Genomic DNA, 16981 nt, shown 5'->3' with positions numbered 1-16981 from the left:
AACCCTCTGCGTTATCCCTGACGCAACCGGCTGCGGGCATACACCGCAACAATCACAAAACAGCCCAGCGGCAACAGGTATGACATGGCCACCGAACTGTGATCGGCCACCTTGCCCATCAGGTAAGGCATCAACGCGCCACCGACAATCGCCATGATCATGAACGAACTGCCACGCTTGGTATGAGGGCCGAGGTTTTTCACGCCCATGGCAAACAGCGTCGGGAACATGATCGACATGAAAAAGAACACCGCGATCAGCGCAATCACTGACACACCGTCCAGCCCCATCACCACCAATGCGCACAGGGCGATATTGATCAGTGCGTAAATCAGCAGCAACCGTTGGGCGCTGACCCGCCCCATCAACCAAGTACTGAAGAAACGCCCAAACATGAAGGCCAGCATGGCAATCGACAGCAGATACGCGGCCTGCTGACTGCTCATTTGCGCCCAATGCTCAGTGACATAGTTGATGAAAAACGCACCGACACCGACCTGGGCCGCGACGTAGAAAAACTGCGTGATAACGCCGCCAACAAACTCCCGATGCTGCCACAGTCCCTTGCCGGCAGCCGGTTGCAGCGCCTGCTCCTGGGCGCGCAAGTCCGGCAGTGGCGTGCGGGCAATCAGCACCGCCACCAGCAACACTAGAATCGCGATTACCACGTAGGTGGTTTGCAGCGAACTCATGTCTGAGGCGGGTGTGCTGCCGGCACTGAAAAACATTGCACCGCCAATCAGCGGCCCGAAGAACTGGCCGAGGCCGTTGAACGATTGCGCCAGGTTCAGCCGCCGCTCGGCACCCTCGGGTTCGCCCAGCACCGTGGCGTAAGGATTGGCCGCAGTTTCCAGGCAGCCCAGGCCGCAGGCGATGACGAACAGCGCCAGCAGGAAAAACGGAAAACTGGCCGCCGCCGCTGCCGGCATGAACAGCAGCGCACCGGCCGCATACAGGCACAAGCCCAGAAGGATCCCGGCCTTGTAGCCATGGCGATCCATCAACAGGCCCGCCGGCAGAGCGATCAGGAAATAGGCGCCGAAGTAGGCGCTCTGCAACAGCCCAGACTGGGCTTTGCTGACGTGCAGGGTTTCCTGGAAGTGCTTGTTCAACACATCCAGCAGCCCGTAGGACAAGCCCCAAAGGAAGAACAGACTGGTCACCAGTATCAGCGCCCAGCGATAGGTCGGCACGGCGCGGGCGCCGTCTGCCACTTGTGTGTCTTTGCTTAACATGACGCTTCTCCTGTTGTTTTTATTGGATCAAGGCGTGCGATGCAGCGGGGTTACGGTTGTTCCATCAGGCTGAAGATCTGCTCCATGGGCTGCCATTTTTCGCCGGCAGCGGTCCATGGCGTGGGCGTCTGGAAACGCCACATCAAGGTTTCCCAGGCTTGCACCTCGGGGTTGTCGCGGGCGGCCCTGTCCATCCCGTCGAAGCTGAAATCGGGCCCGGTGCCCATGACCATGAACAGCCGCGTACCCAGGCGCCAGATCTGCATGTCCAGTACCTGTTGGCTGCGCAGATGCTCGGCCACGGCTGGCCAGATGCGTTGATGCAACTGTTGGTATTCGGCGATCAGGACCGGGTCGTCGATCAGGTCCAGGGCCAGGCAGTAGCGTTGGCCGCTCACGTCAGCGCCCGGTCCAGATGGGTGTAGCCGCCGTCCACCACCAGCCATTGCCCGGTGGTGTGGGAGGCGCGGGGTGAGAGCAGGAACAACACGCTGTCGGCGATTTCCTCCGGCGTGGTCATCCGCTTGCCCAACGGGATTTTTTCGACGATGGCGGCCAGCTTGTCCTCGGGGTTGTCGAAGCCGTCGATCCAACGCTGATACAACGGCGTCAGTACTTCGGCGGGTACCACCGCATTGACCCGAATGCCGTGTTCCAGCAACGATGCCGCCCACTCCCGAGTCAGGGACAATTGCGCGCCCTTGGCGGCGGTGTAACCGCTGGTGCCGCCCTGGCCGGTGAGGGCGGTCTTGGAGCTGATATTGACGATGGCCCCGCGACTGGCCTTAAGCGCATCGAGGCACAGGTGGGTCATCAAGTAGTAGTGAATCAGGTTCTTTTCCAGGGACTCGACGAAGGCCCCGCGGCCCGCTTCCAGGCCCACGCCATCATTCACTCCGGCGTTATTGACCAGCCCGTCGATCCGCCCGAAGCGCTGCAACACTTCATTGACTGCCCCACGGCAAGCCTCTTCATTGCGCAACTCGACCCGCACGAAATGACTTTGGCCTTGCTCTTCAAGTTGTGCGCAAAACGCGGAGGATAAAGGCTGATGGCCGAAAATCACCGGAATCGCCCCTTCGGCGATCAGCCCCAGGGAAATGGCCGCGCCAATCCCCGAGCCACCGCCGGTGACGATCACAACACGGTCCTGCAAGTGCAGATTCATGGGCAGTTTCCTTCAAGTTGATAGACCCGTTGGGCGGTGCCGCCCCAGATAGCCTGGTGTTCACTGGGGGACAACTGGTCGAGGGTCTGCTCCAGCAATTGGCAGGTGCCTTCGTACTCGCCGGCCAGCAGGCACACCGGCCAGTCGGAACCGAACATCAGGCGCTCGGCGCCAAACAGCTCCAGGGCCAGTTCGATAAACGGCCGCAGCGTCTGGGCATTACGTTGACCGGGTCCGGCTTCGGTCAGCAGGCCCGACAGTTTGCAACTGACATGGGGCAGGGCGGCCAAGGGTGCCAGGTGATCGGCCCAGGCGCCGGGGCCTTTGGCAATGTCCGGCTTGCCCAGGTGATCGAGTACCAGATGATGCTGGTCGTGGCACTGGCACAGGGCAGTGGCGGCGCTTAGGTCGGCGCAGCGGATCAGCACTTCATAAACGTAGCCCTGCTGTTGCAACTGCTGCAGGCCGCGGGAAAAGGCTGGATCAGCCATGAACGTCGCCGGTCTGGGCTCATCCTGGATCTGATGACGAAAGCCTTTAAGTGGGGGCTGGTCACGCCACTGATGCAGGTGCTGTTCAAGGGCTGGGTCGCACAGGTCGACCCAACCCACCACGCCGAATATCCACGGGTGTTGCCGTGCCATTTCCAGCAGCGCGTTGGTTTCCTGTTCACCGGCGCGAGCTTGCACGGCGATGCAGCCATCCAGGCCAGCGGCGTCGAGCAAGGGCTTTAAATCCTGTGGGATAAAGTCCCGGCGCAGGCCGGCTTCAGGTACGCCGATCCACGGATAATCAGCGGCTCGGTAGCGCCAGAAATGCTGGTGCGCATCGAGCCTGAGCAGTGATGGGGACGACATTATTATTGTGCTCCGTCCATTCAAAGTGCGGTTCAGGTCACGGCCGGTGGCGGAATTGCTCCCGGGACGCGGCTTTCATCTGGATCGAGAAACCCGGCGCCTGGGGCGGCATATAGGCCGCACCACGAACCACGCAAGGCTCTTCGAAATGTTCGTGCAGGTGATCGACAAACTCGATGACTCGTCCTTCATGGGTACCGGCAATGCACAGGTAATCGATCATCGACAGGTGCTGCACATATTCGCAAAGCCCGACGCCACCGGCATGTGGACACACTGGCAAGCCATACTTGGCGGCCATCAGCATCACCGCCAGCACCTCGTTGACCCCGCCCAAGCGGCAGGCGTCGATCTGTACCACATCGATGGCTTCACGCATGATCAGTTGCTTGAAAATGATGCGGTTCTGGCACATCTCGCCCGTCGCCACCTTGACCGGTGCGACGGCCAGGCGAATCTTGCGATGGCCTTCGATATCGTCGGGGCTGGTGGGCTCTTCGATAAACCAGGGTTTGGCAAATGCCAATTCCCGCACCCAGTCGATGGCAGTGTCAACTTCCCACACCTGGTTGGCGTCGATCATTAGTTGCCGGTCTGGCCCCAGCACTTCACGGGCGATGCGCACGCGGCGCAGATCATCCTGCAAGTCGTGGCCGACCTTGAGCTTGACGTGGTTGAAACCGGCGTCCACTGCTTCCTGGCACAGGCGTCGCAGCTTTTCATCGCCATAGCCGAGCCAGCCCGCCGAGGTGGTGTAGCAGGGGTAGCCATTGGCTTGCAGGTCGGCCATGCGCTCGGCCTTGCCTTCGGTGCGCTGGCGCAGCAAGGCCAGGGCTTCGGCGGGTGTGATGCAGTCAGTGATGTAGCGAAAATCGATGCAACGCACCAACTGCTCCGGGCTCATGTCGGCGACCAGGCGCCACAGGGGTTTTCCTTCAGCCTTGGCCCACAAATCCCATGCCGCGTTGACGATAGCGCCGGTGGCCAGATGGATCGCGCCCTTGTCCGGACCGATCCAGCGCAACTGGCTGTCACTGGTGACATGGCGCCAGAAGCGGCCCATGTCTGCGGTGATCCATTCCAGAGTCAGGCCCACCAGCAGGTTTTCCATGGCCTTGATCGCTGCGCAGCAAATCTCGTTGCCCCGGCCGATGGTGAAGGTCAGGCCGTGGCCTTCAAGGCCCGGGTTATCGGTCTGCAGTATCACGTAGGCGGCCGAGTAGTCCGGGTCCGGGTTCATGGCGTCGGAGCCGTCCAGGGACTGGGATGTGGGAAAGCGGATATCTTCGACGAGAATCGCGGTAACAGTGGTCATGAACGGCTCCTTGGCTCTTGTCAGGCGTCGACGGTGATCTGGTTCTGTTCGCCGAGGCCTTCGATGCCCAGGCGGATTTTTTGCCCGGCCTTGAGGTACACCGGCATAGGCTTGATCCCCAGGCCGACGCCGGGTGGCGTGCCGGTGGAAATCACATCTCCGGGTTGCAGGCTCATGAACTGGCTCAGGTAGCTGATCAACTTGGGGATCTGGAAAATCATGGTGCGGGTGTTGCCGTTCTGGTAGCGATGCCCGTCGACTTCCAGCCAGATCGCCAGTTGATGGGGGTCGGCGATTTCATCGCGGCTCACCAGCCACGGCCCGAGTGGACCGAAGGTGTCGCAGCCCTTGCCCTTGTCCCAGGTGCCGCCGCGTTCCAGTTGGAATTCACGTTCGGAGACATCGTTGATCACGCAGTAGCCAGCCACGTGTTCCATGGCCTGGCTTTCGTCGATGTAGCGTCCGCCTTGGCCGATCACCACGCCCAGTTCCACTTCCCAGTCGGTCTTGCGTGAGTGGCGGGGGATTTCGATATTGTCGTTGGGGCCGACGATGGCGCTGGTCCACTTGTTGAAAAGGATCGGCTCATCAGGGATTGGCGCACCGGTTTCCGCTGCGTGATCGGCGTAGTTCAGGCCGATGCAGATGAATTTTCCTACTTGCCCGACACAGGCACCCAGGCGCGGGTTGCCGGGCACCAACGGCAGGCTGGCGGGGTCAAGGTCTTGCAGGCGGGCGAGAGTGTGCGGCAGCAGGGTGTCACCTGCGATATCGCTGATATGGGCCGACAAGTCTCGCAACTGGCCATCCGCATCCAGCAGGGCCGGGTGTTCCTGGCCTTTTTCGCCATAGCGCAACAATTTCATGGGCAATCCTCTTATAAAGGTGGGGCGGTCAGTTGCTCCAGCCGCCGTCGATAATCTGCGTGGTGCCGGTGGTAAATGCGCTGGCGTCAGAGCCGAGGTACAGCGCCAGTTGGGCAACTTCCTGCGGCGTGCCCAGGCGGCCCATTGGCTGGCGGGCGGTGAATGCGGCGTATACCTCATCCTGTTGCCGCCCTTCGCGAGTGGCCTGTTCGGCGATGCGTTGATGCAGTGACGGCGATTCAACGGTGCCGGGGCAGATGGCGTTGCAGCGAATACGTTGGGTGACGAAATCGGCGGCCACCGAGCGGGTCAGGCCGATCACGGCTGCCTTGCTGGCGCAGTAGGCGAAGCGGTTGGGCACGCCTTTGATGCTGGAGGCTACCGACGACATATTGATGATCGATCCGCCACCTGCGGCCAACATGCCGGGCAGGAAGGCGCGGATCATGCGGTACATGGCGGTGACGTTGAGGTCCATGGCAAACGCCCAGTCACTTTCCGGGCATTCGAGGATATTGCCGGCGTGGACCACCCCGGCGCAGTTGAACAGCACATCCATCGGGCCCAACTGTTCAGCGATGCGTTGGATGGCGGCTGCATCGGTTACATCCAGCAGCACGGTACGTGCGCCAGGCAGGTCAGCGAGTGCCTGTTGATTGATGTCGGCGGCAAATACCTCGGCGCCAGCAGCCAGATAGGCTTCGACGCTAGCACGGCCAATGCCCTGGGCGGCAGCGGTGATCAGCACGCGTTTACCGGTGAGGTCCATGACAGACTCCCTTGATTGTTATTATTGGCTCAATGGTCAGGCCATTAAGGGCGTAGCTAGCCTCGACGTAGCCCATAGCCAATCCTTGCGAGTTTGCTATGATCACTGCACTGGAAACGATCCAATGGTCAGGCCATTGGTCCAATTTTTAGCACGAGACTTCCCGGTCAACAAGCGGCTTTTTTGCAAGTTGAACCCAGTCGGCGTGCTGTGCGTGAACCGAGCTGAGCCTAGATGCCATTTCAAGTTATTGATAACCAACGCCTTTATCGTCAGATTGCCGACCAGTTGCGGGCCTTGATCGACAGCGGCGAATTTCCTCCTGGCAGCCGTCTACCGGCGGAGCGGGAATTGGCCAAATTACTGGGGGTGAGTCGCGCCTCGGTGCGGGAGGCGATGATTGCTCTGGAGGTCATCGGCCTGGTGGACGTGCGGGTCGGCAACGGCGTGTTGGTTTGTGAACCGGCGCAACCGAAAATCAGCCAGGAACCGGTGATGGCCCAGGCCACCCGTGACCAATGGAAGGAATTTGATCCGGAGCTGAACCTGCACGTCGACTTCAACGCCGAGATCCCGCCGTTTTCCCTGCTCCAGGCCCGTCGCCTGATCGAGCCGGAAACCGCCGCCCTGGCGGCCAAGCACGCTACCGACGAAGAACTGGCGGGTATCCGCGAGGCGTTCGAGCGCAACGCCCAGGACAACCGTGACGGTTCCCACACCCATCCCGGCGATCGCCTATTCCATATCCGCATCGCCCAGGCATCGGGCAACCCGGCCTATGCACTGATGATCGCGCACCTGCTGGGACATCGCTACGGCAGCATGTTCCAGCGTTTGCAGGCCCACTACACATCTGACGACATGCCCCATCGCTCCGAAGACGAGCACCGCCGCATCCTCGACGCCCTGGAACAACGGGATGCCGAAGGCGCCCGCCAGGCCATGCGCAAGCATCTGGAGGAAGTGGTGCGGATCTTTATGCGGACGGCGCAATGACCCGCTTTTACGACGCGCGCGGCAATATCTATGGGGTGGTCAGCCCGGCCGTGCTGCGTGAGCTGGGCATAGAGTTGCCGGCCACCGCCGTCCTGGCCGCCGGTTCTCGGCAGGCCTGGGCGCTGGCGGCCATCGCATCCGAGTGCGGCTGGGGCTCGTTGCCGCGCCCGCCGGACGCCAAGACCCATCGTTGTGACGGCCTGTTGGTGGGGCCGTTTCAGGCCGCGCCGCCATTTGACCTGTTGATCGTCAACACCGACGGCACCTTGGCCGAACGCAGTGGCAATGGCTTGACGATATTTGCCCAGGCGCTGACTGATGAGGGGTTGATGTCCGGGGCGTGTGAGTTGCGAGTCCATCACGATAAGGCGGATGCATTGTCGCCGGTGGTGACATGGGTCGAGCCTGCACTTCTCGAAGAGGTCCAGGGTTTCTGGTTGGCGCTGGGGCGGCCTGAGTTCGGGCCGTTGGCAGTGGGTGCGCCGTCGCTGGTGCTCAACAGCAGCGGACCGAGCCATGTCCCAGGGCTTTCTAGGCTCAATCCCCTGTGGAATCGCAGTCAGTTTGTGCGGGTGGGCAATCCCCATTGCGTGACCTTCGTGCCTGATGCTTCGGCGCTGCCGAGCAATCAGCAGATGCTGCAACCGGCGCTGTTTGAGCCGTTGATGGCTGTCGCCTTCGCACCTCCCGCTGGCGTGGGACGACCTTGTCCGGCCGGGGTCAACCTGCAATGGGTGGCCCGCGAGTCTGACAATCGCCTGATGGCCAGGGTATTCGAGCGTGGCGAAGGGCCCACAGCGTCTTCCGGCACCAGTGCCAGCGCGGTGGCCTGTGCCGCTTGGCATGTGGGCTGGGTTGCGGCAGGAGCGGTGGCGGTGGTCATGCCGGGTGGCACGGCACCTGTTCGGCTTGAGGAGCATGAGGGTGAGTTGAGTAGTGTCAGCCTGTTTGGAACGGCGCGGCGCCAGGATTTTTGAGGGCTGGACGTTGTATAGGGTTATTTTCGGTTTAATGAGTGCGCTCAGTTAATTCCTAATGGTTAAGTTTCCAATGTGAATAATGGCGTAAGACTTTTCCTATTGTTCAATGCTGGCTACTTGGCTGCATTTCTCTATTTAATAAAAGATACTTCCAATATCGTTGTACGAAACTTCTGTTTTATTTTGCAGAGGCCGAATTTTGCCTGAAATAGCTATGATTAACGCCGTCCAGACGCTTTTTATCATCCGTGCATTTCAATGTTTAAACAGCATTGTGCGCGGTTGTGTAGGAGGCGTTATTTTAGTTTTGTAATTAATGGCGGGTAACAATGGATGTTTAACGCGTTTGTTGCACCACGTTTCAAACTGATCATTGCGGGGCTGGCCAATGACTTTCAGGTACTTGCCTTCAAGGGCAGTGAATCCATCAATCAACCTTTTTCCATCCATGTACAGTTGGTCAGCGAAAACCCCTCCCTGGACCTGGAAAGCTTCCTGCACCAGCCCGCTTACCTGGATTTCGGGGACCCTGGTGAAGGCCTTCACGGGCAGATCTACGCCATTGGCCGGGATGAAACGGGTGAGCGGTTAACCCGTTATCACCTGACGCTGGCACCGCGCCTGGCGTATCTCACCCATCGCCGCGACCAACGGATTTTCCAACAGCGCAGCGTGCCGCAAATCATTGCGGCGGTGCTGGAACAGCACGGCATCCTGGCGGATGCGTATACGTTCGAGCTGGGCCCCGTGGTCTACCCGCCGAGAGTATTTTGTGTGCAGTACGGCGAAACCGACCTGTATTTCATCCATCGGTTGTGTGAAGAGGAGGGTATTCATTACCACCTGCGTCATAGCCCGGACGGCCATATGCTGGTGTTCGGTGATGACCAGACGGTGTTCCGCCGGCTGGCGGCGCAGCGTTATCGGCCCAGGGGCGGGCTGGTGGCCGAGCAACGGGTGATCCAGCGGTTTGATGTACGTCTCTCGACCCGTAGTCGCCAGGTGGTGCGGCGGGACTACGATTTCGAGCACCCGTCCCTGCACCTGCAGGATCAGGCCGGGCCATTATCCAGTGAGGTCCTTGAGGACTTTTATTACCCGGCGGGTTTCACCGGCCATCAGCGCGGTGCGCAACTGGCTCGACGCGGGCTGGAGCGGCATCAGCGGGACCGACATCGGGCATTGGGCAAGAGCGATCAGTCGGCGTTGCGCAGTGGGCACTTTCTCCAATTGCAGGATCATCCACAGGCGTCGTGTAACGACCTGTGGCTGGTGACCGGCGTACGTCATGAAGGCTACCAACCCCAAGTGCTGGAGGAGGCGACCGCGGACACCGGCGCCTTCCACGGCTACCGCAACCGATTCACCGCGACGCCTTGGCGTGCGCCTTTCCGTCCACCGCTCAAACACCCCAAGCCGCGCATCAGCGGGAGCCAGACCGCCACTGTCACGGGGCCTGCGGGTGAGGATGTGCATTGCGACCAGCATGGTCGGGTGAAGATTCGCTTCCACTGGGATCGGGCCGGCAAGGATGACGACAAGAGTAGTTGCTGGGTTCGGGTGGCTTCAGGTTGGGCGGGCGACGGCTTTGGCGCCGTGATGATCCCGCGGGTGGGGATGGAAGTACTGGTGACCTTTCTGGAGGGCGACCCGGACCAGCCGCTGATCAATGGCTGCCTGCCCAACGCCCGGCAAACCACGCCTTATCCGTTGCCGCAACACAAGACCCGGAGTGTCTTGCGCACTCGCAGTTCCCCGCCCGGTGGCGCCAATGAATTGCATCTGGAAGATCGCCGTGGCGAGGAGCTTGTCTACCTGCGGGCTCAACGGGATATGGAACAGGTCATCGGCAACGACAGCCGCCTGGAGGTTTCGGGCGAGCGCCGGGAAACCATTCATGGATTGAGCACTGTCACGCTCCAGGCTGAGGAGCATCGTAGCGGGGTCGGTGATCGCAAAGTCCGGCTTGAGGCGGATGATCATTTACAGGTGCATGGCAACAGCCAGACCCATGTTGGCCAGACCCTGATAATCGAAGCCGGGCAACAGGTTCATCTCAAGGCTGGCGCCAGCCTGGTGATCGATGCCGGTGCGCAGTTGAGCTTAAAGGCGGGCGGTGAGCATTTGCTGATTCAGGCGGGGGGCATTTTTAGCAGCCGACCCATTACCTTTGGCGGAATGCCTGGCACTACGCGGTCGGCAACTCCGTTGGCGCCGGGTGATGTAGCGGCGCTGGCGCCACTCGTTGCAACCAGTGCGAAAGTTGCTGTTGCACAAGGCGCAATCATGGAGTTGGCCAGGCAACTGGGAGCGGACTTCTGCCCGGTGTGTGTGCGTTGCCGGGAAGGTGTGTGTGAGCCGATGGGGAGGGTGGCCTGATGGATATCACCCTTGGCAAGTGGATGACTAAACAGCAGCAGGCAGGGCACCAACTATGCCTGGTACTACAAGATGTGGCCCCGTTCGAAACCCGTCAGCAACTGCTGGCGAGCCGCACCTTGTCGCAATACCGCAGCTTCTATAGTGAAACTGCGGTGGCGGAGTTGGCGGCAAATGGTCCGCTTATCCTGTTGCTCGAAACTATCAGCGAGCCCGCGCTGCAAACCTTGCTGCAAGCCCCGCAAACCCATTGGGGATGGTTGGGCAGTCTGGCCGATGACGACTTGGGCGCCGTTATCCGGCATTGGCGTGAGCGGCTGTTGGTGGGGCCAGCGGGAAGCCAGGCACTGTACCGCTTTCATGATAACCGCACCTTGGCGCGAGCCTTGGCCCACCTGCCAACCCAGCAATGGCCCGCCTTTCTCGGGTCACTTATCAGCGTGTGTTATTGGCAGGGTGAGCATTGGTGTAGTGCCGACAACCCGATGCCGGGTGAGTATCCGGTGCCTGATCCTGCGCCTTGGCTCAAAGTACCGAACCCTCAGGCCATGACGATTTTGCAGACCAATATTTTGCGCTATCTGTTGGCTGAGCACAGTGAGGACCTCTCCCGTTTGGCAGAACACCAAGACCCGAAAGTCTGGTTGAACAACGTGCTGGAACAGGCACGTATCTGGCAGTGGCAAAGCCCGGAACAGCTGGAGTTTCTGGTGGTTCAACGTCTGGCTGAGGCAGTTGGAACAGCTGTAATTCGCTGGCAGTCGATGCCGGAGGAGGTGGCCGCGGATCATTTTCAGCGGGTGGTTGAGCAGTGGCGTCGGTCGCAGGGAGAGAAATGTCATGAGTGAGCAGATCACGGTGATCGTAAGACGGATGCTGCTCGTCAGTGCTGTGTTTGCTATATCGGGATGTGCGTTGAAGCCTGCTGACAGTTTCAACCTGGAGGTCGATCTGCCGGCGAATTTTAGATTCAGAGGCGACGCGGTTTATCGTCCCGCGACAGGCGAGACCTGCACGTTGCCCAAACGTCGGGGCAAGCGGCCGGAGTTCAAGGTTTTCGATACGGCTGGCAAACCGGTAGCTAATCGGGTCAGTTTTGACGTGCCGTTGACGGAGCAGGTGAATGGCTGTCCGTTGGTATTGGGCAGTATTACGTTTGATATTTATGGCAAGTGGGGCGAGCACTGGTCAGCGGTTGGTGGGGATTATGCCTATATAAATGTACTGGATCGGTTGGAGACTGATATGCCCGGAATGCCTGCGTCGGGTGTTCAAGAGCTGGCGGCGCAGTGTCAGTGGTTGTTTCGGACGTCAGGGCCGTTACACGCGATCAGGAAGGTCATGAGGTGCAGTTCGTTGAATGTCGACGGACAAATGCATAAAGGCCGAGCAGGTGGTCTTGTGCAGTGGGATGAGCTGAGGGGAAACACAGTGAGGATGGTGTTGGCCGTTACGGAGGAGGAGCGACCTTACATGGGAGACAATTGGGTTCGCTTTCCCCAGGGCTGGAAGCGTTGCATGGGGAGAAACCTAGAAGATCAATACGCGTTTTGTCGGGGAAATACCACTGATTTCAAGCCTTTCAAAATGCCTGATGGGCGTCTATGCAATATTTATCCAACGTGCACTGAATAAGGATATTCGGCCATGGCTCTTGAAGAATGGAAGCAACCTTTTTTTAGCGGAAAAATGCCGGTTTGTCCGTTGCGTGGATGCTGGCTGAGTTTTTGTCTTGTGGACGACTCGGGTGATGGGAACGCCTACGGAGGCCTTGCCTATAAGGTATTCGACAGCACAGGGCAGCAACACGCGGGACGTTTGAACGGAAACGGTTTTGCACGGCTGGACAATCAATATCGCGGTCCCGTGGTAGTGATCTTCGATGCAGCCTATTTGGCAGGTGAGGATTACCACGGAGTTCTGCAGCGCCGCGATAGGTATCCATTACCCATCACCGAACTCCAAGTCCGTGCCGAACATACCCGTTTTTCTCGTGCCGACGCTCAGCGCCCAGAGAGCAATCCGGCGCGGCAGCAAGCGGACAAGTTCTATCAGGTCGAAGTGCGCGATTTAGTCCGGCACGTTGCGCACCTGCCGCCACCGGCGCCGCGGACTCATCAGCCTCAGCGGCATGCGCTGAAAATGATGGCAGACCTAGGGTTCGGACCACCTCAACCATCACTGGCAGGATTGGTCCTGTTTCCCAATCAACACACAGTGTTGGAAGTTCGCCCGCTGCGAGCACTGCGCCCGATACTGTCAACCGATGACCAATTCTGCGCTTTGAATCTGTATCAGTTGGCCCTGATGGCAACCCTCAGTTACTGCGATTTCGGTCAGCAACCTGCGACTCAGCCGGTGGATCAGGTGAGCTTTCCCCTGGACCCGAGCGTTGGTCATCTCTTTGCGGAAAAATTAGCGGGTTATCAGGAGGCCTGGAAAGTTGATCCCGCCCAGGTGCAATGCTTTTACCCGTTGTATGAAGATGTGCCGTACTCACAACGCTTTGAAATTTTGCCGTTTGATCCCGAGTTGTATGCGCAAAATCGACCGGAGTTGGGGAATAAACAGGAGCATCCTGCGCAGCTGCACTTTTTCGACGATGTTGAGCGAGGTACTGATACGCAGGCATTTATCTGCCATCACCATGAAGTGATCCTGATTGCGGTACGGGGCACGGCCAGTGGTGCCGATGGGATACGTGACGCGAACGCCCATCAGGTTCCATTCGTTAGTGGGGTAGGGAAAGCCCATGAAGGGTTTTATCAGGCTTATCAAGCCATGCGCGATTTTGTGCTGCGTTATCTGGACCAATTTTATTCAGGGCAACGCATTGTAATTTGTGGCCACAGCCTGGGTGGCGCGATCGCCTTGTTACTCGCGGAGGGTTTGCGCAGAACCCAAGATGTCCACTACAACATCCTCCTCTACACCTACGGCGCCCCGCGCGCCGCCGACTCTGAGTTCACCAACGGCGCCACCGCCCTGGTACACCACCGCATCGTCAATCACAACGACCCGGTCCCCAGCGTCCCGGCACCCTGGATGAACACCACTGCCAAACTCTGGGTCCCGGGTGCCGTGGCGCTGTTCAGCCATCCTGCAGCCGGCGGCCTGCTATTTGCGCTGGGGCTGGTGCGCCTGAACGGCAACCCCTATCAACATCACGGCGCGCAACAACATTTCATGCCGATCATCTTGCCGGACGGCACTCAGTCCTCTGTCTTGTGGACCCCAGGCTGTGAATCCATCGAGGAGGCAGCCTGCAATCGCGCCTTGCGACTCAACGCAGACATGCCTGATCGAGCAAACCTGATCAAGCAACTGGTCCAATCCAGCCAGCACTTTATGGTCGCCAGCTACATCCCGGCGGCCTGGGCCACCCTGCGTCGCTGGCAACAAACCCTGGACGCCCGCGGTACGCTGGTGACTCCTCGGGAGTTTGAGCGAATCGAACAGGCCCTCACCGCCATGCAGCAACAACTTCGGGACAAGAACCGTGAGCTGGATCTGCGCCGTCCTGCCAACCAGCGAGGCTACGAGGACAGCCAGGCCTTGAGTCTCGAAGTCGACCGCCTGGACACCGCCCGTCAACGCCTGGAAACACTACGCTGGCGCCGGCTGCAAGTCCGGGATGTATACGGCAGTCACGCCCAATCCCCAATACTGCAGCCCTGCCTGAAACGCTGGTTTACCCATCAGGAGAACCGCGAACTGTCGCAAGTGGCAAGTATCCCGCCGCAACCGGCTGACGACTGGGGACCGGGAAGGGCGCAAACCCTGGATATCGATTCGATCGTGTAAAGCTACAAAAACTCCACCTGGGCGGGCTGGCGCTTCATCAACACCTTGCCCCCGCGAATCGAGTACAACGGCAATCCCTGGCTGCGAATCACTTCGTAGTCGCTGTCGGCAGAAAGGATCAGCAGGTTGGCCGGACGCCCCGGCTCCAGCCCGTAACGATCCCCCAGTGCCATGGCCTGGGCGCTGTTGTCGGTGACCAGGTCCAGGGCGCTTTGCAGGTTACGGTAGCCGAGCATATGGCAGATGTGCAGCCCGGCTTCGAGCACCCGCAAGATGTTGCCGTTACCCAGTGGATACCAGGGATCGACTATGGAGTCCTGGCCGAAGCAGACATTCATGCCGGCTTCCAGCAATTCGTTGACTCGGGTTACGCCTCGGCGTTTCGGGAAGTTGTCGAAGCGCCCTTGCAAGTGAATGCTTTCGGTGGGGCAGGAGACGAAGCTGATACCCGAATGCCCTAGCAGGCGAAACAACTTGGCGCAGTAGGCATTGTCGTAGGAGCCCATCGCCGTCGTATGGCTGGCGGTAACCCGGCTGCCCATGTCTCGGCTGCGGGCCTCTTCGGCCAGCACTTCAAGAAAGCGCGAATGTGGGTCGTCGGTTTCGTCGCAATGCACGTCCACCAGGCAACCGGTGCGCTCGGCCAGGTCCATCAGGAACTTCACCGAGCTGACGCCTTGGTCGCGGGTGTACTCAAAGTGCGGGATACCGCCGACCACATCGGCGCCGAGGCGAATGGCTTCTTCCATCAGTTCGCGGCCGTTGCGGTAGGACTCGATGCCTTCCTGGGGAAAAGCGACGATCTGCAGGTCGATCAAGTGCGTGCTTTCCTGGCGCACTTCCAACATGGCCTTCAGCGCGGTCAGGTCCGGGTCGGTGACGTCGATGTGAGTGCGCACATGCTGGATGCCATGGGCGGCCAGGGTCTGGATAGTTTTTTTGGCGCGAGTCTTGGTGTCTTCCTGGGTGATGGTGGCCTTGCGTTCGCCCCAGCACTCGATGCCCTCAAACAGTGTGCCGCTCATGTTCCAGCGCGGCTCGCCAGCGGTGAGGGTGGCGTCGAGGTGGATATGCGGCTCGACGAAGGGTGGCACCACCAGGTTGCCGCCGGCATCCAGGTCGTCCGCCCTCAGTGTCGGTGCGGCACCTTGTGGGGTGATGCTGGCGATCCGGCCATATTCCAGGTGCAGATCATGCAAGCCTTCACGGTTGCGCAGGCGAGCGTTGATGATGTGCATGGGCAAGTTCCTCTTTGGCAAAAAACAATCAGGCGACAGCGGCCAGCACATCCGCCAGGGTCAGGCTCATACCTGGGCGTCAGCCAACGGTGCGCGTACCCGCAGCAGGGCGGTCAGCATGATATAGGTTGCGGACGCGGCGGCAATCCCCACCAACGGTGCCACCCATGGTGAGTTGAATGCCAGCACGGTACCAACCGCGTAGGCCGTCAGCCCAGGCCAGTTGAACGCCGGCAAGCGGGCCTCGGCCAAGCGTGGGTAGTGGCCGCGATAACGGTAGAAAAAGTCGGCCATGATCACCCCGCCAATCGGCGGAATCACCGTGCCCAGCAGAATCAGGTAAGGCACCAGCATGTCGTACATGCCCAGCAGCGCCAGTAGCGTGCCGATCACCGCGCCGATCAGGGTCACGGTCTTGCGGCGTCGGGTGCGCAGCAGGTTACAACCGGCGACGGCGAAGTTGTAGATGGTGTTGTCCTGGGTGCTCCAGATATTGAGCAGCAGCATGGCCATTGCCGCCAGGGCGAAACCTTGCAGCAGCAACACTTCCACCACGTCTGGTTGCTGATAGACGATGGCACCATAGGCGCCAATCAGCACCATCAGACCGTTGCCGATAAAGAAGCCAATTAGGCTGGCCAGCACCGCCACCTTGGCCGAGCGGGAAAATCGGGTCCAATTGGTGGCCTGGGTTGCGCCGCTGACAAAGGTGCCGAACACCAGGGTAATGGCCGTGGACAGACCCAACTCGCTCGTGGGCACCACGGCCAGCAATCCGTCGAGCCCGCCGACTTTCACCGTGGCGACCCACATCGACAGAAACAGCAGGATGCACATGGCCGGTACCGCGATATACGACAGAATCTCCAGCCCGCGATACCCCACGTAGGCGGTGGCGCAGAACACCATGCCAAATAGCACCATCAATGCCAGCACGCTGCCCTGGCTCAATTCGAAATATTTGCCCAGCACCACGGCGGCGGTGGCGGTGCCCCAGGCGTACCAGCCGATTTGGGTGAAGCCGAGGATCAGGTCACTCAACTTGCTGCCCACTTCGCCGAAGCAGAAGCGCCCCATCAGTACCGAGTTCAAACCGCTCTTGAAGGCGATGTAACCCAGGCCTGCGGCATAGATACCCAACAGCAGGTTACCCAGTGCCACGACGCCGAGCATCTGGGTAAAACTGAAGGCCACTCCCAGCTTGCCGCCGGCGAACATGGTCGCGGTAAAAAAGGTGAAACCCAGCAGCACCATGGCCGTGGAGGCAAGGCCCTTGCGCGCGTGCATGGGTACTTCGCTGAGAGGGTAATCGTTGCCCGGTTCTTTCTGCGTCATGTGCCTTTCCCTTGAATGAGTGACACAGGCCTGTTGCAC

Annotated in this window: 15 protein-coding genes; 6 read left to right on the top strand and 9 right to left on the bottom strand. The window is 59.9% G+C overall.

What is annotated here, in order from left to right; translation table 11 throughout:
* Window positions 1–11: 11 nt before the first annotated feature.
* Genes ACZRJ6_RS17610 through ACZRJ6_RS17580 form a run of 7 tightly spaced genes read right to left on the bottom strand, consistent with a single transcriptional unit; the run spans window position 12 to window position 6210 of the window.
* Complete coding sequence (locus ACZRJ6_RS17610; protein ID WP_463969319.1) at window positions 12–1235, bottom strand: sugar MFS transporter; 1224 nt, start codon at window positions 1233–1235, stop codon at window positions 12–14.
* A 50-nt stretch (window positions 1236–1285) separates the two neighbouring features.
* Window positions 1286–1633 carry an L-rhamnose mutarotase gene (locus ACZRJ6_RS17605; RefSeq protein WP_463969320.1) on the bottom strand — a complete coding sequence of 116 codons (348 nt, stop codon included), beginning with the start codon at window positions 1631–1633 and terminating at the stop codon, window positions 1286–1288.
* Window positions 1630–2403 (bottom strand): L-fucose dehydrogenase, encoded by a 774-nt coding sequence (locus ACZRJ6_RS17600; RefSeq protein ID WP_463969321.1) that lies wholly within the window; start codon window positions 2401–2403, stop codon window positions 1630–1632. The genes ACZRJ6_RS17605 and ACZRJ6_RS17600 overlap by 4 nt, the downstream gene beginning before the upstream one ends.
* The gene (locus tag ACZRJ6_RS17595; RefSeq protein WP_463969322.1) at window positions 2400–3260 is read right to left on the bottom strand and encodes an amidohydrolase family protein; all 861 of its coding nucleotides are present in this window, start codon (window positions 3258–3260) and stop codon (window positions 2400–2402) included. Before ACZRJ6_RS17595 ends, ACZRJ6_RS17600 begins: the two co-directional genes overlap by 4 nt.
* A 37-nt stretch (window positions 3261–3297) precedes the next feature.
* Window positions 3298–4575 carry an L-fuconate dehydratase gene (locus ACZRJ6_RS17590; RefSeq protein WP_463969323.1) on the bottom strand — a complete coding sequence of 426 codons (1278 nt, stop codon included), beginning with the start codon at window positions 4573–4575 and terminating at the stop codon, window positions 3298–3300.
* Window positions 4576–4595: 20 nt separating this feature from the next.
* Entirely contained in the window at window positions 4596–5441 is an 846-nt protein-coding gene (locus tag ACZRJ6_RS17585; protein WP_463969324.1) for an ureidoglycolate lyase, read from the bottom strand.
* Between the two features lie 28 nt (window positions 5442–5469).
* Window positions 5470–6210 carry an SDR family oxidoreductase gene (locus ACZRJ6_RS17580; RefSeq protein ID WP_463969325.1) on the bottom strand — a complete coding sequence of 247 codons (741 nt, stop codon included), beginning with the start codon at window positions 6208–6210 and terminating at the stop codon, window positions 5470–5472.
* A 234-nt stretch (window positions 6211–6444) separates the two neighbouring features.
* Between ACZRJ6_RS17580 and ACZRJ6_RS17575 the strand changes: the two genes are divergently transcribed.
* The 6 genes from ACZRJ6_RS17575 to ACZRJ6_RS17550 all read left to right on the top strand — a co-directional run bounded on the left by ACZRJ6_RS17575 (window position 6445) and on the right by ACZRJ6_RS17550 (window position 14369).
* The gene (locus tag ACZRJ6_RS17575) at window positions 6445–7206 is read left to right on the top strand and encodes a FadR/GntR family transcriptional regulator (protein ID WP_463969326.1); all 762 of its coding nucleotides are present in this window, start codon (window positions 6445–6447) and stop codon (window positions 7204–7206) included.
* Window positions 7203–8183 (top strand): diaminopimelate epimerase, encoded by a 981-nt coding sequence (locus ACZRJ6_RS17570; protein WP_463969327.1) that lies wholly within the window; start codon window positions 7203–7205, stop codon window positions 8181–8183. Before ACZRJ6_RS17575 ends, ACZRJ6_RS17570 begins: the two co-directional genes overlap by 4 nt.
* Window positions 8184–8519: 336 nt before the next feature.
* A complete protein-coding gene (locus tag ACZRJ6_RS17565; protein ID WP_463969328.1) occupies window positions 8520–10565 on the top strand; it encodes a type VI secretion system Vgr family protein in 2046 nt (681 codons plus the stop codon).
* Window positions 10565–11413: a DUF4123 domain-containing protein gene (locus ACZRJ6_RS17560; protein WP_463969329.1), complete on the top strand. Its 849-nt coding sequence runs from the start codon at window positions 10565–10567 to the stop codon at window positions 11411–11413. Before ACZRJ6_RS17565 ends, ACZRJ6_RS17560 begins: the two co-directional genes overlap by 1 nt.
* The gene (locus ACZRJ6_RS17555) at window positions 11406–12200 is read left to right on the top strand and encodes a hypothetical protein (RefSeq protein ID WP_463969330.1); all 795 of its coding nucleotides are present in this window, start codon (window positions 11406–11408) and stop codon (window positions 12198–12200) included. The genes ACZRJ6_RS17560 and ACZRJ6_RS17555 overlap by 8 nt, the downstream gene beginning before the upstream one ends.
* 12 nt (window positions 12201–12212) lie before the next feature.
* Entirely contained in the window at window positions 12213–14369 is a 2157-nt protein-coding gene (locus ACZRJ6_RS17550; RefSeq protein WP_463969331.1) for a lipase family protein, read from the top strand.
* Between the two features lie 2 nt (window positions 14370–14371).
* Here ACZRJ6_RS17550 and codA read toward each other — a convergent pair whose 3' ends face one another.
* Both codA and codB read right to left on the bottom strand, forming a co-directional pair.
* Window positions 14372–15607, bottom strand: a complete 1236-nt coding sequence (gene codA, locus ACZRJ6_RS17545; RefSeq protein WP_463969332.1) for a cytosine deaminase — start codon at window positions 15605–15607, stop codon at window positions 14372–14374.
* Window positions 15608–15673: 66 nt separating this feature from the next.
* The gene (gene codB / locus ACZRJ6_RS17540; protein ID WP_463969333.1) at window positions 15674–16942 is read right to left on the bottom strand and encodes a cytosine permease; all 1269 of its coding nucleotides are present in this window, start codon (window positions 16940–16942) and stop codon (window positions 15674–15676) included.
* Between the last annotated feature and the right edge of the window lie 39 nt (window positions 16943–16981).

This window comes from Pseudomonas sp. C321, assembly GCF_055407105.1.
The sequence above is the reverse complement of the archived record's forward strand: the minus strand, read 5'-3'. Positions and strand labels throughout refer to the sequence as shown.